Here is a 25,273-nt window from a genome sequence, read left to right on the forward strand (position 1 = left end):
ATTATTAAATCATAGTAACATATTTATATAGAGGCACCAGCTCTTTATTTACAATACCATACATTTCCTCTCTTTTTATATTTATAAAAGCACATTTATTTACTTCAGTAGTATTTTCTTGAATATACTTTGCCAAAGTATCTGCAGATAAATTTTCTCTACTTCCACAGCTTAATAAAACTTGTAATTTCAGATTATTATTATCTATACTATAATTAAACTTTTTTAACAAAGGCTTTATATTTACTTGCTTTTCTACGCCCTTTTTAAATTTTTTTATAATATTCCACTCTTTCCGTTGATTCATTTTAATTAATTCTTCTTTAAGATTTTTTGTACTATTATATTTTATATTTATAGTATACTTGGCTGCATCTATAGCCGCCATGGATTTGGGTACCTTTTTTTCTCCTTCAGGTTTTTTAGGAACTTTTATTACTTCAATAAAATTAATTGCTTCTGGTGCGTTATTATTTAACTTATCTTTTATATACTCTTCATCTAAATCTTCAGTAAAAACTATATCTGCATACTCTCCTAAAGAATACATTCCTACTGATAGTGGTTGAGCTAAAGATATAGACATATGAGGATTAAAACCTTTTGAATATTCTATAGGAAGCCCGGCTCTTTTTATAATTTTTTGAATACTCCTCATTAAATCCAAATGAGATATAAATTTAATGTCACTTTCTTTACTGAACTTTATTAAATATCGCACCTTCAAAGCACTCCCCTTCTAGATTAACATTTACACCACAATTCTTACAGCCTAACCTACAATCTGGTGTAACTTCTTCTCTTTTTGCTTTTTCATTTTCATTTATCAAAAATTCTTTAGTAACTCCTATATCAATAAAATCCCAAGGTAATATTTCACTATAATCTCTTTCTCTATAAGCATAAAATTCACCATCTATATTACATTCTTCAAAAGATTTTTTCCATATATCATAATTAAAGAAATCCGACCATCCATCAAATTTAGCACCCTTTTCAAAAGCCTTAACTAAAACATCACATAATTTTCTATCCCCTCTAGCAAATATAGCTTCTAAATAACTTACTATAGAGTCATGCCAATTATATGTAACCTTTCTATTTTTTATAGTATCTCTCAATAAACTAATTTTTTCTCTAACTGTTTCTATTCTATCCTGAGGAGCCCATTGAAATGGAGTAAAAGGTTTTGGTACAAATATAGATGTACTTACTGTTACTTTAAGTCCTTTTTTCCTTTTCTCTTTTGGAACTTTATAATATTCTTGTACTACTTTATAAGCAAGTTCTGCTATTCCTATTACATCTTCTTTTCTCTCATAAGGCAATCCTAACATAAAGTATAATTTTATTGTAGACCAACCAGATTTAAAAGCACTGCTTACAGAATCTATAAGATTTTTTTCTGTTACTCCCTTATTTATAACATCTCTCATTCTTTGAGTACCTGCTTCTGGTGCAAAAGTTAGACCTGTTTTTCTTACCTTTTGTATTTCTTTAATTAAATCTACAGAAAAAGAATCTATTCTAAGAGAAGGAAGAGATACCCCTACTTTCTCATTTTCATACTTTTTTACTAATGAAAAAACTAAATTTTGTATATCAGAATAATCACATATACTTAAAGAAGTAAGAGATATTTCATCATATCCTGTACTTTTAATAAGATTATCTGCTAATTCTAAAAGCTTATCTGTTTTTTTCTCTCTTACTGGTCTATAAAGCATTCCTGCTTGACAAAATCTACATCCTCTAGTACAGCCTCTCATAGTTTCAAGCATTATTCTATTATGTACAATATCAATATATGGAATGATTAATTTATCTGGATAAGATACATTATTAAAATTACTTATTACCCTTTTTTTTACTTTATTAGGTACTCCTTCATAAATAGGTTTAAATTCTTTAATTGTTCCATCTTCATTATAAGTAATATTATATAAAGAAGGTACATACACTCCTTCTATTTCTTTAGCTGCTTTTAATAAAAATTCTTTTTTACTCATTCCTTGTTTTTTACAAATTTTATATAAATCTAAAATTTCATCTAAATTTTCTTCGCCTGCTCCCATAGAAAATATATCTGCAATATCGTAAAGAGGCTCTGGATTAGACGCACAAGGTCCTCCACATATTATTATAGGATGTTCCTCTCTCCTTTGAGATGTCCTTATTGGTATTCCTGCTAAATCTAACATATTTAGCACATTAGAAAAGCTCATTTCATATTGAAGTGTAAAAGCTATAAAATCAAAATCACCTATAGAGTCTTTAGTTTCAAGTGCATATAATGGTATATTATTTTTCCTCATAAGTTCTTCCATGTCTGGCCAAGGTGCAAATACTCTTTCACAAAATGTATCTTCTCTTTGATTTAAAGTGTGGTAAAGTATTTTCATGCCTAAATGAGACATTCCTACTTCATAAACATCTGGAAAACAAAATGCAAATCTAATATCTACTTTATTTTTATCCTTTTTACAGGAATTAAATTCCCCTCCAATGTATCTTGCTGGTTTTTCTACTTTATATAGTATATCATCGGAAACTTTATTCATTAAAATTCCTCCTCATTGGTTATTCACATTTTTATATTCTATCATATAAAAGTTAAAATTTAAAACAAATTTTAAAGTCTGTTTTCTATTTTAATAAATTTTTCTACACTTATATTTCCATATAACTTTAATGCCTCTATTACTTCTTCTTCGTAAATTATATCCATAACTTTCATATTATTATCTAAAACAGTAAATATACCATATTTACTTTTATCCAACATTCCCAGTATATCTAGTAATTTTGTTTTATAATAAATAGACATATATTTATTTTCTAAGTATCCTCTTTTTAAAAATTTATATTTCTTTTTAATAATATCTCCCATAATTATATATACTATCCTTTCTTTTTCTTTCAATGAAAAAATTATCATTATTAAAGAAACTAAACCAATATTTAAATTTACCTTGTTTACAAAAAATAAAAAAATAAAAAAGAACATCATAAAACTAGCAATAATTATACTTATATATACAGTAATTTCATTTGCCTTTTTATATAAAAATTTAGTACATAAAATATCTCTAATAATTCTCCCTCCATCTAAAGGGAAAGCTGGAATTAGGTTAAACAAACCAATAGTTGCATTACCAATAAATAAGGCTTCAAATATTAAAGAAGGTATTTTAAAATTTAATACATAAAAAATTAATGCTAATATTAAATTTGCTACAGGTCCAGATAATGATATTATTAAATCTTCTTTTACAGAAGCTTCCTCTAAATCTTTTAATTTTAAAACAGCTCCTACTGGTAATATTTCTATAGCAAATCCTGAAAATCCATAATATCTAGCTGTAATATAATGCACTATTTCATGAAATATTACAATTAAAAAATCTAAAAATATTTCACCTTTAAATCCCAAAATTAACAATATTAATATATAAGGAATAAAATACTTATTAACTTTTATCAATATTATTTCTCCATTCATAATTACTTACTTATTTTTATGTATTCTTCTGGATTTTCATTTTCTCCCATATATATAAATTCAAAATGCAAATGTGGAGCTGTGGATTTACCTGTACTTCCACTTTTACCAATAACATTAAGTTTATTTATATTTTGTCCTTTCTTAACACATATCTCATTTAAATGAGCATATTTTGTTTCTATTCCCTTTCCATGATCTATTAGTATATATTTACCTAAACTTTTATCTTCTCCACACTCTTTTACAATTCCATTAAAAGCCGCTTTTACTTCTGTATTTTCTTTTACATCAATATCTATACCTTTATGAAAGCTTTGTTTTTTAGTAAAAGGATCTTCTCTATTCCCATATTTAGACGTTACTGTTCCTTTTACTGGTAATACAAATTCTGATTTTACTTTTTCTTTTAAAGTGATTTCACCAGTAACTTTAGCTTTAAATACATCTATATAATCTATGGCTTTTTTTTGAATATTATTAAAATCCATTTCTCTTCCTCTTTTTAATAAAACTTTGTAATCATAATTTTTGTCAACTAATTCTTTAGAATAACTATACACTGCTTGAGTTTTAGGAGTAACTATTGTTTTACACACTATAACAAGTATAAACAAAGTAAATACCCCTATTAAATCAAATATCATTCTTCTCACAATAAAATTTTTTTTATTAGACTTTCTATTATTTAAAAAATATCTTCTGGAATTTCCTCTTCTAATATTTTTATAATAATCTTCATATTGCGAATTAAAATTTCCCACCACTATTCCTCCTTCCTAATAAATCCCATATAAAATATATATTTATATTTTGTTTTTTATATTACTTTTAGCTTATTAAATAAAAAATCATTGATATAATTTTCAGATAAAAAATAATTTGTATAAAAATAATAAGCAAAGCCTCATAAAGAGATTTTGTAAATAATTTGAATGAATTTAAGACACTCTTAGAAGAAAAAATAAAAAAATTCCGTAATTCATCACAGGACGTGATGAGCCAATTTCCGCACCAAGGACGGTGCATAAATTGGGTAGGAATTTTTTTATTTTTTATTCTTAGAGTGTCTTAATGAAATGATTTATTTACAAAATCTCTTTATGAGGCTTTGCTTATTATTTTTATACAAATTATTTTTTATCTGAAAATTATATCAATGATTTTTTATTTAACAACCTATACTTATTTTAAATTAAATAAGTATTTATTCATTATCATCAATATCTTCATGACTTCTTATAGCTTTCATAAATATTTCTGCGGAACCAACATTAGTAGCAAGAGGAACACAATATATATCACATACTCTAAGCAAAGCATTAATATCTGGCTCATGAGGTTGAGATGTAAGAGGATCTCTTAAAAATATTACAAAATCAATTTCTCCTTGTGCAACTTTAGCACCTATTTGTTGATCTCCACCTAATGGTCCTGATAATAATGTATTAATATTTAATCCTACTAATTTTTTTAATAATCTACCTGTAGTACCTGTAGCTAATAATTCATGCTGTTCAAATATATGCTTGTACCTTTTAGCAAATTCTATAATATCATCTTTTTTTTTATCATGAGCTACTAAAGCTATTCTCATATCTATTCCTCCTAAAAATTTATTTTTTTCCTTCTCATTCCAATATTAAGTATTAATCCAATAGACATAAATGTAGTAATTACAGAACTTCCACCATAGCTCATAAGTGGCAAAGTTATTCCTGTTATAGGCATAATACCTATAGTCATTCCTATATTTTGAAATATAGAAAATAAAAATGAAGATATAATACCTATACAAATTATTCTTCCAAATAAATCTTTAGACTCGGCAGCTATTTTTATAAATTTATATATCATTAATCCATATAAAGATAACAAAAAAATAGCACCTAAAAATCCCCATTCTTCTCCTACTACTGAAAAAATAAAGTCTGTATGAGATTCTGGAATAAATTGTCCTGCTATTTGAGTACCTTTTAAAAATCCTTTTCCAATAATTCCACCGGATCCAATTCCTATTTTAGATTGTATAAGTTGCATACCAGACCCTAGTTCATCTAATTCAGGATTTAAAAAAGATACTAATCTTTCTTTCCAATAGGCTTGCATTAAAGGCGAATTCCAAACTATAGCAATCAAAACAACTAAACTTGATAAACCACCAATAATTACTTTTTTATCCAATCCTGCAGCAAAAAATATACCTAACACTACAAAAAAGTAAACCATAGTCATTCCCATATCTGGCTGAATAACTACTAAAAGCATAGGTATTGCTGCATAAAAAGCTAATTTAAAAAAGTTTTTAGGCTCATTAATATTTCCTTCCATATCATCTAAAAGTTTTGCCAGCATTATTATTATACCTAGCTTGGCAAATTCTGAAGGTTGAAGTGTAACTGGTCCTATTTTTATCCATGAGCTAGCACCATTTACTGTATGTTTACACACAGTATCGTTTAAAATAAGCAAAAATACTCCAGACCAATATATTATATTAGCAAATCCTTTAAGCATAAAATAATCAAAACATACTATTATATACATAACAGCTAATCCTAAAAATAACCAAATAATTTGAAATTTCAAAAAGTAAATTCCTGACTTCATATGAGTAGCACTATATATATTTAAAGCTCCAAATAACAAAATTACTATAGTTGATATAACAACTGAAACATCTAACTCCTTTAATAATTTTCTATTAATTTTAAACTTTTCAATCATAGTTCTAACGCCTCCAATACAAATATGATTATACCATATAACTAAAAAAAAGCTATGCAAAATTATACATAGCTTTTAATTTATTTTTTTTTATTTTTAATTGGTATACTAGCTATTAAAGCTGGTGCAGTACAACCATCATCATCTATTTTAGTCATCTTTATTTCTAAATCATCTTTTTCTATATCAACATATTTTGATATTACTTCCATTAATTCTCTTTTAAGTTTTTCTATGATTTCTGGGGAAAAAGTAGCTCTGTCATGTATTAATATAAGTTTCAGTCTTTCTTTTGCTAGATCTTTAGAAGAAGGTTTTGTAGAAAACAGCTTAAAAAAGTCCATTTTATTCCCCTCCTATTTTTTTACAAAAAATTTTTTTAATGAATGCCAAAATCCGCTTTCCTCTATATCTAAATTCATAAGAGGAATTTCTTCACCTGTTATTCTTTTAGCAATATTTTTAAATGCTTTTCCAGATAAAGCATTATCATTAAGCACAACTGGTTCACCCTTATTAGTAGAAATTGTTATATTTTTATCTTCTGGTACTACTCCTATAAGTTTTATTGCTAAACTATCTAATATATCTCTAACATCTAACATATCTCCATTTTTTATCATGCTATAATTTATTCTATTAATTATTAAATCATGATTTTCTAAACCTTTTGCATCTAACTTTCCTATTACTCTATCTGCATCTCTAACAGATGTAACTTCTGGATTAACTACAATTAGAGCTTTATCGGCACCTACTATAGCATTTTCAAATCCTTGCTCTATACCTGCAGGACAATCTATTATTACATAATCAAATTCTTTTTTTAATTCATTTACAAGATTGTACATTTGCTCTGCACTAATATCGTTTTTATCTCTTGTTTGAGCTGTTGGAAGTAAACATAAGTTATCTGAAAACCTCTTATCTTTTATAAGAGCTCTTTTTAAAGCACATTCTTTCTCTACTACATCTAACAAAGTAAATATTATTCTATTTTCAAGACCCATTAATACATCTAAATTTCTAAGTCCTGTATCGCCATCTACTATGGCAACTTTTTTGCCTAAAGAAGCAAGTGCCGTACCTATATTAGCTGTTGTAGTTGTTTTTCCAACTCCGCCTTTTCCTGATGTTATTACAATAGCTTCTCCCATATGTATTCCTCCATTAAATAAATTTATTAGGTAAATATGGCTCTACAATAATTGAATTACCTTTAACCCTAGCCACTTCTGGGTACTGAGGTTTAACATTATCTTCTGGTGATCGAGTAACTATATTTGCAATTTGAAGTATTTTGGGTTGAAGATAAAAGGCTGCAACTATAGCCTTAGCATTTCCATTAAAACCTGCATGAACATGTCCTCTTAAAGCTCCAAGCACTATTATGTTACCTGCAGCATAAATTTCAGCTCCGTAATTTACATCTCCTATTATAACTATATTACCTGGGTAATGAATAATTTGTCCACCTCTTATGGTTTTTCTTATAAACCTTGTCCTACCTTCATAAATACCTGAAAAAACTTTAGGGGCAGTTTCTTTAATTTCTTCAAATATGCAATCTTTTATAAAAAATTCATCAAATAAAACATCTTTTAACTTCCTTAATTCTCTTTCATTTATATATTTTAGTTCTGCAGTTATTTTAAGAGTGCTACCTTTATAAAATTTTTTTCCTTTTTGTAGCTTTTCAGTTAAAGATTCTAGCATTTCATTAAAATCTTTAAACTTATTCATATTTATAACTGCATTTAGTCCTTCTTTATTTCCTTTTATAATTATGCTATCTTCTATCATATATAAACCCCCATAAGTTTCGCATATGATTATATTTCAACAAAACTTTAATAAATCCTTCTATTTTTTAAAAGTTAACTTTTAAAAATATGTAAAATGTGTAAAAAAGTTTAATGTTAAAGTGTAGAAATAATAAAATCAATTTACCTCTCTACACTTTAATTATAAAGATACATAATATTTAAATTACATTGTATTTTCTAGTCATTTACTTGTTGAGTATTTACTTCTTCACCGCTAGTTTGTTGTGTACTACTTTCTTCTTTCTTTTTAGTTTCTTCTTGTGTATTTGAAGTGTATTGTGAAGAATATCCCATTTTGGAAAGCTCATCTTTAAAATAAGATTCATACATAGCTCTTGCTACTGGAGCTACAAAACCACCATGACCACCATCAAATACTACAACACATACTGCTATTTTAGGATTATCGTAAGGTGCAAATCCTATATAAACTGCATAAGATGTCCTTCCTAAAGCAGCTTGATCATTGCTAAATGTAGCAGAACCAGTTTTTCCTCCTGTAGATATAGGAAAACCGCTAAAATAACTAGCTGCTGTTCCTCTAGAACCATGGTCTACTAGGTACATTCCATTTTTAACCGCTTCTACAGTTTCAGGTTTTAAATTAATTTTATCTAATATCTCTGGCTTTTCTTGTTTAATAAGATTTCCATCTGCATCTAAAATTTTATCTACTAAATGCAATTTATATCTATTTCCGCCATTTACTAATATAGATACATAATTTACAAGCTGGAGAGGAGTAAAGTTACTTATACCTTGACCTATAGATGCATTATACATATTAGCTCCTACATTTAATTGGCTATAAGCATCTGAAACAGTAACATAATATATAGCATTTATAATTCTACTTATATCTTTATCTGTAATATTTTTATCTTTATATAAATTATCAGAATTAATTAATGACTTTAAAAGTTTTTCATAATTTTCTTTTGAAAATTTCTTGTCTCCGTTTTTTATACATTCCTGTATTTCACTTTTTATTTGTTTTTTAATTTTTTTAACTTTTTCACTATCATTTTCATTATCATATAAATTTATTGAAGGAAAAGAATTTCCTCTTTGATCTGCACCGGCTTTAAGTGTAGACATAGTTTGCCACAAATACTGTGTTGAAAATATATTTTGAAGAGTCCAAGTATTAAATACCTGTCCATATCTTTCTGGTAATTCTATACCAGTGGAAGCTACTGCTCCTGAATTAGGTTTTACACCTAATCCAAATTTCCATGCATATTTAGCTAATATATCATCTCCATATTTATCTCTCATTACTTTTCCTAGAGTCATAAAAAATGGGTTACTAGAAACTTCTAATGCCTTTCCTATACCTACTGAGCCATATCCTCCAACAGCAAAACTCTTTTTAAATCCCTTTCCGTCATCAAAAAAACCTGGATCATATATACCAAAATCTGTAGTTATTGCTCCACTTTCTAAAGCTGCAATAGTAGTCATTGGCTTAAAAGTAGAACCTGGTGGAATAATAGACATAGTGGCATAATTATAAAAAGGTTTCGGATATATATCATATACATCTTCTCTTATAGTAGTATTATTTTTAATGGATTTATCTACTGGAAACATTATATTTAACACATCATCTAAACTTTTTCCAGGATAAGAACCCATAAGTCCTTTAGATAAAATATATTGCTTTCCAAACTCTCCTAAGTCTGGATTAAAATACTTTTTATATAAGTCAGGAGACAATTTTCCTGGAATAGCAAATAAATTTGGGTCAAAAGTAGGCTTACTAGCCATAGCTATTATTCCTCCAGTATTTACATCAATAGCTATAGCTGCTCCCCTAGTAGCATTGGATGTATTTACATCTCCTCTTCCAGGACTATTTCTAAGTTCCGTCATCACTGCATCTAAAGATTTCTCTGCTGCTGCTTGCACATCGCTATTTATTGTAAGTTGAATATTTTGTCCTGGGTAAGGTTCTCTTCTTCCTAATTCTTCAATTATTCTTCCGTTTTTATTTAACTTAACTATTCTTCCTCCCTTAGAACCTCTGAGTCTATCTTCAAACACTCCTTCAATTCCAGATGTTCCTACATAATCTGAATTTACATCATATCCTTTTTCTTCAAACTTTTCTTGATCCCAGCTTATTTTAGATATATATCCTAAAAATGCAGATCCAAGTTCTCCTTTAGGATACTCTCTCACAGGTTCAGTAGTTATATCTATTCCTGGAAGTTCATTTAGTTTCTGTAAAAATATAAAAGCGGTTTTTTTATTAATATTGCTTGCTATTACTACTGGCTTATATCCAGAGAAACTTTGCATTTTTATAGAATCTTTAATAATCATAAATTTTCTTTGTTCTTCTAAAGAATAATTAGACTGATTTATATCATAATCTTTTAAAAGTTTTTTGAAAGTTTCCTTAGGAGTTATTTTCAAAAGTTGCTCATCAACTTGTTTTTTCTGCTCCTCAGTTAATTTCTCTTTCTTATTTTTAAATAGCTTTTTTTCTATTTCTTCATTAAATCCTCTATCTCTTTTAAATCTTATCTCTAAAAGTTTTCTAGCTTCATCATTTTGTGCCTTAAATTCAAATCTATAAGGATTTATTTTTAATTCAAAGTCATCTTGTTGTTTTTCTTTGTTTTCTTCTAAAATCTCAAAAACTTTACTCATAGTTTGAAAAAACACTTCTTTATTTTCTTCCGTTTCATTGTAAACTAACATATATCCTTGCTTATTAGTAGCTAATATTTTTCCATTTACATCAGTTATATTACCTCTAGGTGCAGAATCTGGTATTTCTCTTATAGATCTATTATTTGCCTTTTCCTTAAATTCTTCACCTTTAACTACTTGCAAATAAGATAACCTTATTATTATTCCTGAAAATATAATAATCATTATTAATATGAATGAATTATATCTATTTAAATCAAACTTTTTTTTATTTCGCATAAAATCACCATTCCCCTAAAACTTCCATTTTCTCTGCATATATGGCTTTTCACAAAGTTTATACATGAATTTATACATAAAAATTCCTATTATCATGTTATATATACTACTAAAAAATATACTTGCAAAGGAAATACTAATTTTATTTATATATAAAATAACTAAAATTAACAATCCCTTCAATATGCTTAAGAAAAAGCAAGCAACTATAGGAATAAGACCTTTTTGCTTAAATATATTTTTGCCTATATACCCTGCTATAATGCCTATTATCATATTTGTAAACAAATTCATTCCAAAGCTGCTGTTAAAATAAATATCTTGAAGCAATCCTGCAGTTACTCCTATCCATATTCCTTCCCAACTTTCATTTATAATTGAATAGCAAATAACAAACACAAATAAAAGACTAGGGTAAAAACCTTTTATAGCGAAAAATGGTACACACGTATTATCTAATATTGAAAACAAAATTGATAAACCGCCTAATATAAATACTTTTCTCATTTTAAATCACCTAATATTTCACATCTATTTTATTTTTAGGTACAATTATAAAAAGCTCTTGAATTTTTCCAAAATCCACATAAGGCTTTATAATAGCATTTTTCATTACTTTTCCTTTATCTTCTTCTATATCTATAACTGAACCTATTCTTATTCCCTTAGGATAAGATTCTCCAAGACCAGCAGTTAAAACTATATCATCCTTTTTTATCTTTGAATCTAAAGGTAAATAATAAAGCTTTGCTAATTGCTTTCTATCTGTGTCTTTATATCCTCTTACAATACCTATATTATCTTCTGCTTTATGAAGCATACCACTTACAGCTAAGTTTTCATTACTTAAAGACTGTACTATTGCCCAGTTAGTTCCTACTGCAGTCACTTGTCCTACTAATCCCTCTGCTGTAACAGCTACCATTTGTTTTTTTATACCATCATCCGTTCCTCTATCTATAGTAAATTCATCTAAAAAATTTCCTCCACTCTTTCCTATTATATTACATCCAACATAATCATATTGAGTATTTTTAGATTTAAAATCAAGCATGCTCCTAAGCCTTTCATTTTCGCTTTTCAATGTATCATATTCTACTAACTTTTTTTCTAAATCTATGTTTCTTTTTATTAAAACTTCATTTTCATTTTTTACTTTTGAAAAATTTAAAATAAAAGTTATACTATTATTAACTTTATCGTTTAGAGAATAAACAACTCTTTGAATTGGATTTAAAGCTATGCCTACTCCATTTTGAACAAAACCCATTTTTTCTCTCTTTACACTGTGAGCAATTAAAATTAAAAATGTAACTGACAGTACAACTACTGCTACTGCCAGCTTATTTTTTAGTATCTTCATAATTATCTTCTCTTAGAATTAGTAATTTTGTCAATGGTATCTAATGCTTTTCCTGCACCTAATGCTACACAGTCAAGAGAGGCTTCTGCTATATGTACCGGCATATGAGTTTCTTTATTTATTAATTGATCTAACCCTTTTAACATAGCTCCTCCACCTGCCAGCATTATACCTTTATCCATAATATCTGAAGCAAGCTCTGGTGGTGTTTTTTCAAGTGTTGATTTAATAGCATCAATTATAGATGATACTGGCTCTCTTAAAGCTTCTCTAATTTCATTTTCATTAATAGTTATTACTTTTGGAAGTCCTGTTATAAGATCTCTTCCTCTTATATCCATAGTATTTTCTTCTCCCACTTCATAAGCAGAACCAAGTTCTATTTTTACAGATTCAGCAGTCCTTTCACCAATCATTAAACTATATTCTTTTTTTATGTAGTTTATAATTGCTTGCTCAAAGTCATCTCCTGCAACTCTTAAAGATTTACTTGTAACTATTCCACCTAATGAAATTATAGCTATTTCAGTAGTTCCTCCACCAATATCTACTATCATGCTTCCAGTAGGTTCATTAACTGGAAGTCCTGCTCCAATAGCTGCTGCCATCGGTTCTTCCATAAGCAAAACCTCTCTTGCACCAGCTTGTTTTGTAGCTTCGTCTATGGCTCTTTTTTCAACTTCTGTAACTCCTGATGGAAAACAAATCACAATTCTAGGGCTTGTAAAAGCACTCTTAGGGCTAATTTTTTCTATAAATTTTCTAAGCATTATTTGAGTAACATCAAAATCCGCTATAACACCATCTTTAAGTGGTCTTATAGCTGCTATATTTCCTGGTGTTCTTCCTATCATTTGTTTAGCTTCTTCACCAACAGCAAGCACTTTATTAGTATCTCTATTTATAGCCACCACAGATGACTCTCTAAGCATAATTCCCTTACCTTTTACATATATTAAAGTATTAGCAGTACCTAAATCTATTCCCATATCTCTTGACATTCCAAAAAGTCCCATGTTCAATTCTCCTTTCAAATTTTATACTATACCTTTTTCTTTTAAACTAATGTAAATTCCATCACCTATTATAATATGATCAATTAACTGAATGCCAATTATTTTTCCACATTCTATTAATCTATTAGTTACATTTATATCTTCACCACTTGGCTTCGGATTACCAGAAGGGTGATTATGACATATTATAATTGAAACACTATTATTTTTAATAGCTTCACAAAACACTTCTCTAGGATGAACTATAGAAGAATTAATACTTCCTAAAGACACATCCTTAACTTTAATAATTACATTTTTAGTGTTTAACATTATTACTCTCAATATTTCTTGTTTTAAATGCCTCATCTCCTGCATAACATAATTAGCAGCATCCTTAGGACTGCAAATTTTATATTCATTTCCAGATTTGTATGAATGAAATCTTTTTGACATTTCAGCTACAGCAAGAAGTTGACACGCTTTACTTCTTCCTATACCATCTATTTTCATAAATTCTTCAGCAGTTAAATTAAATAAGCCATTTATTCCTCCAGCTTTTTTTAAAATTCTCCCGCTTAAACTTATTATGTTTTCCTTTTTTGTACCTGTTCTAAGTATAATAGCTAAAAGTTCTGAATTAGACAACACTTCTGGTCCATATTTCAAAAGTCTTTCTCTAGGTCTTTCATTTTCTGGTAAATCCATAATTTTTAAACTATACAAAACATTTAAACCCCTTTCTACAGATTTACCCCCATCTCCTTTAGTATAAAATATAACTTATTTAAAGGAAGACCTACTACATTATAATAACATCCTTGTATTTCTTCTACGAACACTGCTGCATAATCTTGTATACCATAAGCACCGGCTTTGTCCAAAACATTTTCTCTATCTATATAAGTAGTAATTTGTCTTTCCGTTATGTTTGAAAATTTAACTTCAGTATGTACATAACACTGCTTTATTTTATTTGAAGCAGTATTTATAATAGTAATTCCTGAATATACGCTATGTATATTCCCACTTAAATTTTTTAGCATTTTAAAAGCTTCTTTTTTATCATTAGGTTTTCCTAAAACTTTTCCATTAAAATAAACCACAGTATCGCATCCTATTATTATAGATGGATTTCTAACTTTTTCACATACATTTAAAGCCTTACCTTTAGATAATTCCATAACATATAAGCCACAATCCCCTTGAAATTTTACTTTCCCCTCATTAAAATCACTTACAATAATTTGAAAATCGTCAATAATTTTCTTTAATAATTCTTTTCTTCTCTGAGAGGCTGAAGCTAAAATAATATCCATATTGCAATCACTTCCTAATGTTTCTTTGTTAATATTATAGACAAAACAATGCCAACTATAGTCATAATATTTATATTAAATTTTAGACCTATAGTTAATAAAATTACTTTAAGATCTAATATAATTGGATTTGACATACCTATATAGTAAGGAGTTTTTAAAAATGCAAGACTTCTTATATTTTCACCAAGTATATCACCAATTAAACTTCCACCTATAGCTCCAAGAAATATCATGAACCATAACAAGCTTTTGTTACCTTTTTCTACCCCTCTCATCAAAATTCCCACCTTATTTATACATCTTATATAGTTTATCATTTAATAAAAACTTAAACAAGTACTTATAATAATGCTTAAAAAAATTTTTTGTTAACAAAAAGCATCTGTTAAACAGATGCTTAACTAGATTTCAATTTATCTAATATATTAAATAAAAATATATAATTTTCTTTAACATTTTGTTTTGATATTTTTTTAGGCATTTTTTGTATATAATCTTTTAAATCTTCTAATACTTCTATATTTTTGCTTTTACTATTTACCTTTTTTAAATTTTTACACCATTTTTTAAGCTCTTGTGTTTCAATTGCCTCTACGTTTTGCTCTAAAAGCTTATTTAATACCTTTATATTAGCATTTATTATTTCAGCAATCTCTGCATTACATAAATCATCTTTGTATAAAACAAACTCTATTTTTGAAACAGGTATATTATCATCTTTAAGCTTTTGAATTTGTTTTTTTGATTCTTCTTCAGTATATATTCCTAATAATACTTTTGTATTTTTTCCCTGTTGTATGGTAAAAGGAATTCCATATTGATTAAATTTATTAATTTCTTTACCAGTATTTTCTAATGTGGAATATACTCCACATTGTATAGATACAAATTTTACAGAATCTTCTTCATTATTAATTATGTATTTGCTATTACTAACAGTTTTATTTTCTGGTTTTATTGCTTTAGAATTTTTTATAAAAGTATTGGATATTGCTGTTCCTATTATAAAAGCTAATATAACCACTAACATAATTATAATAAATAAAACCATATTATCTTTTTTTTTCCTTTTAAAATCATACCTAGTATACTTCACAAGTATTATACCCCCTAAATTAATTTTAAAATCCCCTATAATATAATTATTTTCCTTAATTAATTTTAGAATAAAAAAATCCGACTTCCCTGCCGAATTATATGTTTTTTATTTAAACTCTATATGATATTACTATGAGAAAAATTTCTTTTTAGTATAATCATATTTAATTCTTTCCCCTCAATATTATAAAAATCCTTAGAAATTCTTAAAATTTTAAACTTATTTTTTTTCCAAAACCCTATCTTTATATGACTTTTTTCCATTACCCCTGTGTAAAAGTGTTCTATACCATACTCCTCAAAAAAATGCCTTAAAACATTATTTATTATACTTGTGCCTATTCCTTGGTTTCTTAAATTATAATCTAAAAAAATGCTACCTATCCAAACTTCATTAGGATTTTTAATTTCTAATCTTCCTTTTATTATACCAATTATTTTATCATTCTTTACTATCTTAGAAAAAAATTCACACTCACTTACATAATATTCTAAAAACCTTTCATATAAATATTCTAATTTTATAGGTTCTCCATTTATTAAAAAATCCCCTTGAAAATCCAAAAATATCTTTAATGGTATTATATCTTTTTTTTCTACGCTTAAAATTTCTATATCATTAAATTTTAAGTCAACCTCAAACATAAATTCACCTCTTCATTCGGAAAGTATAACCAAAATAAACAGCCTACATATAAACAATTCTACATTTAAATTTTATTTCCTCCAATAATTTTTTAATTTAACTATTTTGTAAACATTTTATATTTTTATATTAATTATTTAAATGCAATTAGTTTGTTAAACAAAAAATCAAGGAAATAATTTGAAAACTGTACAAAAATAATAAGCAAAGCCTCATAAAGAGAGTTTGGAAATAAGTCATTTCATTAAGACACTCTAAGAATAAAAAATAAAAAAACTCCTACCCAATTTATGCCCCGTCCTTGAGGCGGAAATTGGCTCATCACGTCCTGTGATGAATTACGGAGTTTTTTTATTTTTTATTCTTAGAGTGTCTAAAACTTATTCAAATTATTTCCAAACTCTCTTTGTGAGGCTTTGCTTATTATTTTTGTACAGCTTGCAAATTATTTCTTTGATTTTTTGTTTAAGAAACTAATTACATAAAAAAGTAAAAGCGCTTAACCACTAGATTAAACGCTTCCCCCATTTACATTAATTTATAATCCAAAATACCGAAGTTCTAATTTTGACACCTATCTCTCCGATAGGTGGGTGTCCTCAAAGATGCTTCTATCTCTTTCTAAAAGAAAGTACATATCTACATCTAAATATTGAACTCCCTTTTTTATAATGTAGGTTCAAAATATAGAACCTCTCGAATATTTCAGAAGTTACTTTATTAAGTTTTCTTTGGATTTAAATTATATCAAACATAAATTTTATTTTCAATAGTAATTTTTGGTGCAGGTAATGGGACTTGAACCCATACGTCTTTTGACACACGCCCCTCAAACGTGCCTGTCTGCCTATTCCAGCACACCTGCAAAGTAATATAATACAAAGTTTGTGTTTACATTATACTACTTTTTTTAACATTGTCAAACTCAATTTAATGTAAATTTTTTAAATAAATTGTATACTGTTTTGTATTACTGCCATATAAAAATTTATATATTTTATAATTTAATTTAACCTTTTTTAAATAGTCCTCTGTTTCTTTAAATGGGATATTATGTAAGTTTTGTCCATCTAAAGAATGATCTGAATCATTAAGCCACTTTTGTACATTTCCCCTTCCTCCATTATAAGCAGCTAAAACTAAGTCCATATTTCCATTAAATTCTTTCCTTAAATTATCTAAATACCAGCATCCCATTCTTATATTAAATTGAGGATCATATAAAAGATTTGTATGAAAATCTTTTATTCCCATCTTTTCTGCTGCCCATTCTCCTGTATCAGATGTTATTTGCATAAGCCCATATGCATTTTTATTAGATTTAGCCTCTAAATTAAAATTACTCTCTGTTTTTATTACTGCTGCTACTAAATAAGGATCTAAATTAAATTCTTTAGAATAATTAACAACACTATTTTTATATTTTAAAGGAAAAAATATTTTTGCTACATTTTTTGCATTTAATATAAATACGAATATTATTATAAAAATAAGCAACTTTTTTATAAATTTCAATTTGCTTTCTATTTCAAAAGAAATTTTATCTTTTGAAATAGTTTCCACCCCCTATATATTATTTAATTTACCGATTAATTCATTTACTTGAGCTTTTGTGTTTTTTAAATCTTTACTATTATCAATTACAAAATCTACTATTTCTTTCTTTTCTTCTAGAGGCATTTGTGCTTTTATTCTATTTAAAGCTTCTTCATCATTAAATTTATCTCTCTTTTTTACTCTGTCTATTTGAGTATTTTTATCTGCCCAAACTAAAATATTAAAATCCATATATTTATGAACTCCGTTTTCTATTAAAGTAGGTGCATCTAATATACAAATTTTTTCACTTTTATTTTTATAAAAGTCTATCCTTTTAAATATTTCTTTTTTTATAAAAGGCATTATTATATTTTCATATTCCTTTCTTTTATTAGTATTTTTAAAAATATAGTCTCCAAATTCCCTTCTAAGTAAATCTCCTTTACTATCAAAAAATTCTTTTCCAAAATTACCTTTTATAGTTGATAATATTTCAGGATATAATTTTAACACTTCTCTAGCTACTATATCAGCATCTACTATAGGTATTTTTCTTTCCCTAAACATATTAGATACTGTACTTTTACCTGTACCTATTCCTCCTGTGAGACCTACTTTTATCATTTGTATTCCCCCTTAATTATTTAGCATCATACCAAGTGTCACCTAAACTTAAATCAACTTCTAATGGAACACTTAAATTAAATACATTTTCCATTTCATGTTTTACTATATATTTAACATCTTCCACTTCATTTTTATATACATTTAAAATTAATTCATCATGAACTTGAAGTATTATAGTGCTATTTAAATTTTTTTCTTTAATTTTTTTATGCACATTTACCATAGCCATTTTTATAATATCTGCTGCACTGCCTTGTATAGGGGTATTCATAGCTAACCTTTCACCAAAAGCCTTTTTGATTTTATTGGTAGATTTAATATCTGGAATAAATCTTCTTCTATTTAGTATAGTTGTTACGAACATATCTTTTTTTGCTTTTTCAATAGTTTTTTCCATATACTCTTTAACTTTAGGATATCTTTCAAAATAAGTATCTATATACTCTTTTGCTTCTTTTCTAGATATATTTAAATCTTTAGCTAAACTAAAATCTCCTATACCATAAACTATTCCAAAATTTACTGCCTTAGCATTGCTTCTCATAAGTGGAGTTACTTCTTCTATAGGTACCTTAAAAACTTCAGAAGCAGTTTTAGTATGAATATCTTTATGCTCTTTAAAAGCATTTATTAAATTTTCATCACTAGCAATATGAGCTAGTACTCTAAGTTCTATTTGTGAATAATCCGCAGATAAAATAATGCAATCTTTATTATTTGGAACAAATACTTTTCTTATTTCTCTACCCATTTCATATTTAATAGGTATATTTTGAAGATTAGGCTCTGTACTTGATAATCTTCCTGTAGCTGTTACTGTTTGATTAAAACTAGAGTGTATTTTTCCATCTTCATCCACTACAGATTTTAAGCCTTCTACATAAGTAGAAAAAAGTTTTGTAAGTTGTCTATAATAAGTTATTTTATTTATTATAGGATGCTTATCTGATAATTTGTCTAAAACTTCTGCATTGGTAGAATAACCTGTTTTTGTTTTCTTTATAACAGGTAAATCAAGTTTTTCAAATAATATTTTCCCTAGCTGCTTTGGAGAATTTACATTAAACTCTTCATCTGCTAAAGTATATATTTCCTTTTGAACTAAATTTATTTCTTTTTTAAATTTTTCACCTAATTCTTCTAATTTATTTGAATCTACTTTAAAACCTTCAGATTCCATAGATGCTAAAACACCTGTTAATGGAATTTCTATATCATACAACAAATTTTCCATATTAAGCTCTTCAATTTGCTTTTTTAAAATACCATATAAATCTTTTAAAAGGAAAATAGCCTTAGCATATTTTTCTTCATCATCTCCAGATATATTTTCTCTTAAATATTCATTTATCAGTGTTTCTAACTCATAATTTCCCCTAGAAGGATCTATTAAGTAAGCAGCTATTTTCACATCAAACTTTATACCTTTAAATTTTATACTAAATTTATTAAATATTGTAGATGGAATTTTCACATCATAACTTATTTTTTCTATATCATCATTGTTTATTATTTGTGAAAGTATATCTAAAGCTTCTTTACCAAAATTATCTACCATGTTTTTAATATATATATTATATATTTTTCCATCTATATTTATAAATATTTTATCTATTCCACTTTTAGAATAAGTATTTTCATTTAGTTTTTTAAATATTATAAATAATTCTTTTTTATAATTAATTTTTTCTAAAACTTTCTTAAATTCTTTAATATCATTTATATTTTTATATTCAACTTTTAATTCTTTTTTAATATCTTCTTTGCAATTTTTAACTTTAGGTATTTTATCTAATAAAGATTTAAATTGAAGTTTAAAAAATAAATCTCTCACTGCTTCTGCATCAAAATTTTCTTTTGATTTTATAGATTCTAAATCTATATCTATAGGGACATTTGTCATAATAGTTGCTAACTTTTTGCTAAAAATTGCTTGCTCACTATACTCTCTTAAATTTTCTTTCATCTTTTTTCCACTTATATTTTCAATATTCATAAGCACGTTTTCTACATTTTTATATTTTTTTATAAGTTTTAAAGCAGTTTTTTCTCCTATGCCAGGAACTCCTGGTATATTATCCGATGTATCACCCATAAGTCCCTTTACATCTATAAATTCTGTAGGAGTAATTCCATATTCTTCAATCATTTTATTTTTATCATAAACTTCTTTTTCACTCATACCTTTTTTAGTTATTACTACTTTAGTATTATCTGTAGCTAACTGAAGAGCATCTCTATCTCCTGTAACTATATAAACTTCTATTCCTTTATTTTCTGCAAATTTTGCAAGAGTACCTATAATATCATCTGCTTCAAAGCCTTCTATTTCAAAAATATCTATTGCTAATTTATTTAGTAAATCTTTAACTACTGGAAATTGCTCTGCCAATTCATCAGGCATCTTTTTTCTACCTGCTTTATAATCCTTATATTCATTATGTCTAAAAGTAGGAGCTTTTTTATCAAATGTACAAACTGTATAATTAGGATTAATTTCTTCCTTCATTTTTAAAAGCATATTGGTAAAGCCATATACTGCATTAGTATGCAAACCTTCTAAATTTGTAAGAAGAGGCAATGCATAAAATGCTCTATTCATAAGACTATTACCATCTAATATTAATAATCTTTCATTCATTACAATTTCCTCCATATTTTTATTTTAGTAATATAGACCAATTGTCACTTAACTATTATATCACTTATATTCTTCATTTTTTAATACATTTTATGTATAAACTTATTTTACATAATATTATAACTAATTGAATAACATATAAGTAAATAAAATATTAATTTTTTATTCTATTTATAATTTTTTCCTTTTTATGTATTTAAATGGATGTTATAATAGATTATAATATACAATAATAAATCATATCTAAAATGGAGTTGGTAAAATGTATTCTTTAAGTTATAAATTTATTAATAATACACCTATGTTTAAATGCAATTTTTGTGGTAAATGTTCTCATGTTATGGAATCTACTTCTTATACTCCACTAGCTACTAGAGGTTGCTGTTGGTATTTCCCTAAATACACATTGATAAATATTAAAAATATTTTAGCACTAGGGAAAAAGGATTTTATATTGCAGTTATTAAATATGCCCAATGCCCATATAAGTCAATATTTTATAGAAATAAAGGGATTATTTGATAAAAAATGCTATGAAGATTTTGTAAAAAATTCATTAGAAGAAAATATTAATTTTAAAGACTTCGATATAAAATTATTTTTTAGATTATGTCCTTTTTGCACTTCTACTGGATGCAAATTAGATTTTACACTAAGACCTCATCCTTGTAATCTTTATTTATGTAGAACTGTATTAGAATTATGTGGTGACAAATACAAACCCTATTCAGAAGAAAGAAAGGATTATTTCTCTTACTGCAACTACTTTAACGAATCTATAAAATATGAATTAATGGAAAATAAAGTAGACTTAATTTCCAACGCAGAAAAATCCTTAGAAATAATAAATAATATGGATATACCTGCATTTCAACCTAAGTTATTAGAAGATATTAATTTTGATAACCCCTGTAAAATAGCTGGATAAATAAATACTTTTTAAAAATAAAACTTATGCTTAGTATGAAAATTAGATTTAATTCTAAATTTAATTTATGCACTAAGCATAAGTCTTATTCTTAATAACTAACTTCTAAAGCTGTTTTATCTTTTATACATTTTCCTTCTAAATCCTTAACTTTTTTATCTATTACAATATAAAATTTGTCCCCTTTATTTATACATTTATTTAATGTTAAAGTTATTACTTTAGAATTTATAAAATTTATTTTTGCTTCTTCTATTTTTCCATTTGAATCTTTAACCACAAAAATACTATTATTATTTACAGTACTTTTATCTAATTCTCTATTAAATTTAACTTTTATAACATTATCTTTTAAATTTTTACTTACTCTTTTTCCTTCTGCAAAATCTGGATAAAATAGTTTTAAATCGTTATTTATAATATCTTCTGAAATATTCTTAAATCCCTTTTCTGTTCCTACATAAACATTTGATTTATCTACACCCTTTACAAGAGATTTAAATGCCTTAAATAAACCCTTTTCTCTAACTTTACTTATAGGTATTTTATAATAATCTTCATTAATTTTAATTACATAATTTCCTATTTCACATTCATTACTATTTAATGCCTGATTTTCTTTATATGTTAAAAGCCTTGCTACAAATAGCGAATCTGTATATTCTTCCTTTACAAGCACATCTGGAGATATTCCTTTTTTATGAATTTCATTACCTAAAGGAGAATAAAACCTTTGAGTTGTAATTTTAAGCACACTACCATCTACAAGCCTAAACATTTGTTGTGCTACACCTTTACCATAGCTATTTTCACCTATAAAAATAGCTTTATTATAATCTTTAACTGCAGCAGAAAGAATTTCAGAGGCAGAAGCTGTATATTCATTAATCAAAAATATAACTGGTTTATCAATTTGTTTATAATTATAAGCATTTATCTTTTGCTTTTCATCATTTCTATTTTTAACAATAATAGCTGGGTTTTTTCCAATAAAATGACCTGCTATATCAAGAGCAGCTCCCATATATCCTCCACCATTAAATCTTAAATCTATTATATACATTTTAGGATTGCTTTCATTCAAATCTTCAAGTACATTTGTAAATAAATTAGCTGTATCTTGCCCAAAAGAACTAATATTTATATATCCTATTTCATTATCTAATATTTCACCTTTTACAGTAGGAATTTCTACAGTTTTTCTATACACAGTCTTTGAAATTTTCTCACCATTTCTATCAATAACTAAATTTACAGAGGTACCTTCTTTACCTTTTATGTAAGAAGTAGCTTCCTCTGATACCATTTTAGAAAGACTATGTCCATCAGCACTAATTATAATATCCCCCGGAAGAATCCCTGCTTCCTTAGCTGATGAATTATCAATAACTGATGTTACTTTTATACCGCTGTCTACTACTTCAAGATATATACCTATACCTACAAATTTGTTGTCTATTGAATTTAAAAAATCATTATATTGTTCTGCAGTAAAGTAACTTGAAAAAGGGTCATTTAATTTTTTCACCATATCACTTATTGTAGAAGAGTTTATAACATCTTTTGAAACTTTATCTACATAACAACTTTCTATAACATATTTTGCTTCTTCTAAAGGTGTCTTGGCTTGTACAAAACCATAACTATTTAATATTATACCAACGCCAATTAATGCACCTAAAAACAAATTTTTAAAAGAATACTTTCTTCTCATTAAATCACCTTCTCATTTTATTATAGTTATATTACTAGTGTCCATATAAAGTATACTATACTTTACCTAATAATTGTAATTTTTTTTAATATAGTTCTAAAATAAATTTTTTATATTTTTTTATAGAAATTCACCTTAATTTTTACATTATTCATTTAATTTTATGTCAAATATAGTATATTTTATTCTATTTTTCAACTTATTTGTAATAGTTGCTAATTTTATAGTAATATTATATTAACAATACTTTCTTTTAATAAGGAGTTACTAATTAATGAGCAATTTTGTAGATGATTTAAAAAATACCAAAGTTTTAAATAAAAATGACATTATAAGATTTAAAATTTACATAGATAAAAAGTTTTATTCTCTTGATAAAAAAGCAAGAGCTGATATATTGTCTAATACTATACATAAAGTATTAAATAATTTTTTAAAAGGATTAGATAATAATAGTACAAGCCAATTAAAAATTGAAATATTAAATAATACATTAGTAAAAGAAAAATATAATATATGCATGTACGACATATTTTTTTCTTATATACAATTAAATAAAAATATTAGTAATTGCAATGTTAATGAACTATTAGACTGGATTAATAATTACTCTGAAAACAAGATAACTATAGATACATTAAATAAACATTTTAATATTCCTGATAATAACTTAAACATGGATTTTAATGAAGAAAATATTACTTTAACTAATAATACTGTAGAAAAACAGCAAGTATCTAATTATAAAAAAACTAAATCTAAAAATAAAAAATTAAGTAATACAAAAATGAAAACTATATTACCTATATGTATATTAATATTTATAGTTAATTTTTCAGTTTATATAAATAAAAGTTTTAAAAAAAATAAAGAAGATAAAAGCATAGTACTTCTTCAAAAATTTGAAAAAGATTTAACTCCTATAGGAACTAAAATAAAAGGGAAAAAAATAAATCCTAATTTTCCTCAGTATTTAAAATATAGAAAAATAAATGAAAAAAACTTAAAAGATTTTTTAGTAAAAAGAAATTCCCTTTTAGCTAAAGAACCCTACTTTTCTGCAATAATACTTTCTGCTAAGGAATTTAATTTAAACCCTATTATACTATTTTCTATAACAGGACAAGAGCAAAATTTTGTACCTATTAACTCAAAGTACGCTAATAAAATTGCCAATAACCCTTTTAATGTGTTTCATAGCTGGGAAGAATATAATACAGATATTAAAGATTCCTCAGAAATTGCAGCTAGAACAGTTTTAAATTTATGTTCTGATATGCCTAAAGATGCAGATCCTTTTAAATGGGTAAATAGGAAATATGCAGAAGATACTAATTGGTGGAAAGGTGTAGAAAGCTTTTTTAAAGAATTGGACAAGCTAACTAAATAACAAAAGTTAGGATTA

At 26.2% G+C, this 25,273-nt stretch carries 24 protein-coding genes, 1 tRNA gene and 1 other RNA gene; 2 read left to right on the forward strand and 24 right to left on the reverse strand.

What is annotated here, in order from left to right; translation table 11 throughout:
* Positions 1-4: 4 nt before the first annotated feature.
* The 23 genes from CLOACE_RS02030 to polA form a co-directional block, all read right to left on the reverse strand.
* A complete protein-coding gene (locus CLOACE_RS02030) occupies positions 5-721 on the reverse strand; it encodes a TIGR03936 family radical SAM-associated protein (protein WP_070109380.1) in 717 nt (238 codons plus the stop codon).
* Complete coding sequence (locus CLOACE_RS02035; RefSeq protein ID WP_070109381.1) at positions 696-2,561, reverse strand: TIGR03960 family B12-binding radical SAM protein; 1,866 nt, start codon at positions 2,559-2,561, stop codon at positions 696-698. The genes CLOACE_RS02030 and CLOACE_RS02035 overlap by 26 nt, the downstream gene beginning before the upstream one ends.
* A 71-nt stretch (positions 2,562-2,632) precedes the next feature.
* On the reverse strand, positions 2,633-3,484 hold the full coding sequence (locus CLOACE_RS02040) for a M50 family metallopeptidase (protein ID WP_070109382.1): 852 nt from the start codon (positions 3,482-3,484) through the stop codon (positions 2,633-2,635).
* 20 nt (positions 3,485-3,504) lie between these two features.
* Positions 3,505-4,266, reverse strand: a complete 762-nt coding sequence (locus tag CLOACE_RS02045) for a M23 family metallopeptidase (RefSeq protein WP_070109383.1) — start codon at positions 4,264-4,266, stop codon at positions 3,505-3,507.
* Positions 4,267-4,709: 443 nt separating this feature from the next.
* Positions 4,710-5,099 (reverse strand): methylglyoxal synthase, encoded by a 390-nt coding sequence (gene mgsA / locus CLOACE_RS02050; RefSeq protein WP_070109384.1) that lies wholly within the window; start codon positions 5,097-5,099, stop codon positions 4,710-4,712.
* Positions 5,100-5,110: 11 nt separating this feature from the next.
* Complete coding sequence (rodA, locus tag CLOACE_RS02055) at positions 5,111-6,229, reverse strand: rod shape-determining protein RodA (RefSeq protein WP_070109385.1); 1,119 nt, start codon at positions 6,227-6,229, stop codon at positions 5,111-5,113.
* Positions 6,230-6,309: 80 nt separating this feature from the next.
* Complete coding sequence (gene minE / locus CLOACE_RS02060; protein ID WP_070109386.1) at positions 6,310-6,573, reverse strand: cell division topological specificity factor MinE; 264 nt, start codon at positions 6,571-6,573, stop codon at positions 6,310-6,312.
* A gap of 12 nt (positions 6,574-6,585) precedes the next feature.
* Positions 6,586-7,386, reverse strand: coding sequence for a septum site-determining protein MinD (gene minD, locus CLOACE_RS02065; RefSeq protein ID WP_070109387.1), 801 nt, complete (start codon positions 7,384-7,386; stop codon positions 6,586-6,588).
* A 13-nt stretch (positions 7,387-7,399) separates the two neighbouring features.
* Positions 7,400-8,032 (reverse strand): septum site-determining protein MinC, encoded by a 633-nt coding sequence (gene minC, locus CLOACE_RS02070; protein WP_070109388.1) that lies wholly within the window; start codon positions 8,030-8,032, stop codon positions 7,400-7,402.
* Positions 8,033-8,232: 200 nt separating this feature from the next.
* Positions 8,233-10,995, reverse strand: a complete 2,763-nt coding sequence (locus CLOACE_RS02075) for a penicillin-binding transpeptidase domain-containing protein (RefSeq protein WP_070109389.1) — start codon at positions 10,993-10,995, stop codon at positions 8,233-8,235.
* A 15-nt stretch (positions 10,996-11,010) separates the two neighbouring features.
* Positions 11,011-11,502, reverse strand: coding sequence for a rod shape-determining protein MreD (mreD, locus tag CLOACE_RS02080; protein WP_070109390.1), 492 nt, complete (start codon positions 11,500-11,502; stop codon positions 11,011-11,013).
* Positions 11,503-11,512: 10 nt separating this feature from the next.
* Positions 11,513-12,358, reverse strand: a complete 846-nt coding sequence (gene mreC, locus CLOACE_RS02085; protein WP_070109391.1) for a rod shape-determining protein MreC — start codon at positions 12,356-12,358, stop codon at positions 11,513-11,515.
* Positions 12,359-12,360: 2 nt separating this feature from the next.
* Complete coding sequence (locus CLOACE_RS02090; RefSeq protein WP_070109392.1) at positions 12,361-13,374, reverse strand: rod shape-determining protein; 1,014 nt, start codon at positions 13,372-13,374, stop codon at positions 12,361-12,363.
* A 21-nt stretch (positions 13,375-13,395) separates the two neighbouring features.
* On the reverse strand, positions 13,396-14,061 hold the full coding sequence (gene radC / locus CLOACE_RS02095; RefSeq protein ID WP_070109417.1) for a RadC family protein: 666 nt from the start codon (positions 14,059-14,061) through the stop codon (positions 13,396-13,398).
* Positions 14,062-14,096: 35 nt separating this feature from the next.
* The gene (locus CLOACE_RS02100; RefSeq protein ID WP_070109393.1) at positions 14,097-14,672 is read right to left on the reverse strand and encodes a Maf-like protein; all 576 of its coding nucleotides are present in this window, start codon (positions 14,670-14,672) and stop codon (positions 14,097-14,099) included.
* 14 nt (positions 14,673-14,686) lie between these two features.
* Positions 14,687-14,950: a DUF4321 domain-containing protein gene (locus CLOACE_RS02105; protein WP_070109394.1), complete on the reverse strand. Its 264-nt coding sequence runs from the start codon at positions 14,948-14,950 to the stop codon at positions 14,687-14,689.
* 122 nt (positions 14,951-15,072) lie between these two features.
* The gene (locus CLOACE_RS02110) at positions 15,073-15,771 is read right to left on the reverse strand and encodes an SPOR domain-containing protein (protein ID WP_070109395.1); all 699 of its coding nucleotides are present in this window, start codon (positions 15,769-15,771) and stop codon (positions 15,073-15,075) included.
* Between the two features lie 119 nt (positions 15,772-15,890).
* Positions 15,891-16,418 (reverse strand): GNAT family N-acetyltransferase, encoded by a 528-nt coding sequence (locus tag CLOACE_RS02115; RefSeq protein ID WP_070109396.1) that lies wholly within the window; start codon positions 16,416-16,418, stop codon positions 15,891-15,893.
* 539 nt (positions 16,419-16,957) lie between these two features.
* Positions 16,958-17,134: non-coding RNA, 6S RNA (gene ssrS / locus CLOACE_RS02120), on the reverse strand.
* A gap of 65 nt (positions 17,135-17,199) precedes the next feature.
* Positions 17,200-17,284, reverse strand: a tRNA-Leu gene (locus CLOACE_RS02125).
* A 65-nt stretch (positions 17,285-17,349) separates the two neighbouring features.
* Positions 17,350-17,934: a lytic transglycosylase domain-containing protein gene (locus CLOACE_RS02130; RefSeq protein WP_070109418.1), complete on the reverse strand. Its 585-nt coding sequence runs from the start codon at positions 17,932-17,934 to the stop codon at positions 17,350-17,352.
* Between the two features lie 51 nt (positions 17,935-17,985).
* Positions 17,986-18,582 (reverse strand): dephospho-CoA kinase, encoded by a 597-nt coding sequence (coaE, locus tag CLOACE_RS02135; protein ID WP_070109397.1) that lies wholly within the window; start codon positions 18,580-18,582, stop codon positions 17,986-17,988.
* A gap of 16 nt (positions 18,583-18,598) precedes the next feature.
* Positions 18,599-21,226 carry a DNA polymerase I gene (polA, locus tag CLOACE_RS02140; protein WP_070109398.1) on the reverse strand — a complete coding sequence of 876 codons (2,628 nt, stop codon included), beginning with the start codon at positions 21,224-21,226 and terminating at the stop codon, positions 18,599-18,601.
* Between the two features lie 262 nt (positions 21,227-21,488).
* Here polA and CLOACE_RS02145 point away from each other — a divergent pair, with 262 nt between their 5' ends.
* Positions 21,489-22,154, forward strand: a complete 666-nt coding sequence (locus CLOACE_RS02145) for a hypothetical protein (RefSeq protein ID WP_070109399.1) — start codon at positions 21,489-21,491, stop codon at positions 22,152-22,154.
* Between the two features lie 91 nt (positions 22,155-22,245).
* On the opposite strand, the gene CLOACE_RS02150 is transcribed toward CLOACE_RS02145, so the two are convergent.
* On the reverse strand, positions 22,246-23,868 hold the full coding sequence (locus tag CLOACE_RS02150) for a S41 family peptidase (RefSeq protein ID WP_070109400.1): 1,623 nt from the start codon (positions 23,866-23,868) through the stop codon (positions 22,246-22,248).
* A 274-nt stretch (positions 23,869-24,142) separates the two neighbouring features.
* Between CLOACE_RS02150 and CLOACE_RS02155 the strand changes: the two genes are divergently transcribed.
* Positions 24,143-25,258 carry a hypothetical protein gene (locus CLOACE_RS02155; RefSeq protein ID WP_070109401.1) on the forward strand — a complete coding sequence of 372 codons (1,116 nt, stop codon included), beginning with the start codon at positions 24,143-24,145 and terminating at the stop codon, positions 25,256-25,258.
* The last annotated feature ends 15 nt before the right edge of the window (positions 25,259-25,273 follow it).

Origin of the sequence: Clostridium acetireducens DSM 10703, from assembly GCF_001758365.1 — a bacterium.
Classification (GTDB): domain Bacteria; phylum Bacillota; class Clostridia; order Clostridiales; family Clostridiaceae; genus Clostridium_C; species Clostridium_C acetireducens.